Source organism: Bradyrhizobium sp. Ses1, assembly GCF_059512365.1.
Window position 1 is genome coordinate 1 of sequence record NZ_JCAMOQ010000250.1, and the last position, 300, is coordinate 300.

Consider the following 300-nt stretch of genomic DNA (forward strand, 5'->3'; position numbering starts at 1 on the left):
GTGCCAACGCACGACCGTCTCGGGCCGGATGATCGTGAGGACCTGCAAAATCGATGGAAACCAGCGATACAGCTGAACGAAGAACCAGCGATCATCGTTGGTGAGCCGGACGCGACTCCGCAGCCTACGCCTCAAGACAATCAACTGATGTCTGAGCGCCGCATTCTCTGCTTCAAGTCGGCTCTTCGACTTGAGCGGCGAGGCCAAGACGGCCAGTACGAAACAAAGCAGCCCGATCATTCCGCCAGCTTAGGCGATTCCATTACATCATCAACTCGGATGAGGTTTTCGGTACACACA

The 300-nt window shown here is 55.7% G+C and carries 1 protein-coding gene; it reads right to left on the reverse strand.

Annotated features, from left to right (window positions below):
- On the reverse strand, window positions 1-240 hold a 240-nt coding region (locus AC5ZG5_RS46570; RefSeq protein WP_496165617.1), incomplete at its 3' end, for a hypothetical protein.
- Window positions 241-300: the final 60 nt, after the last annotated feature.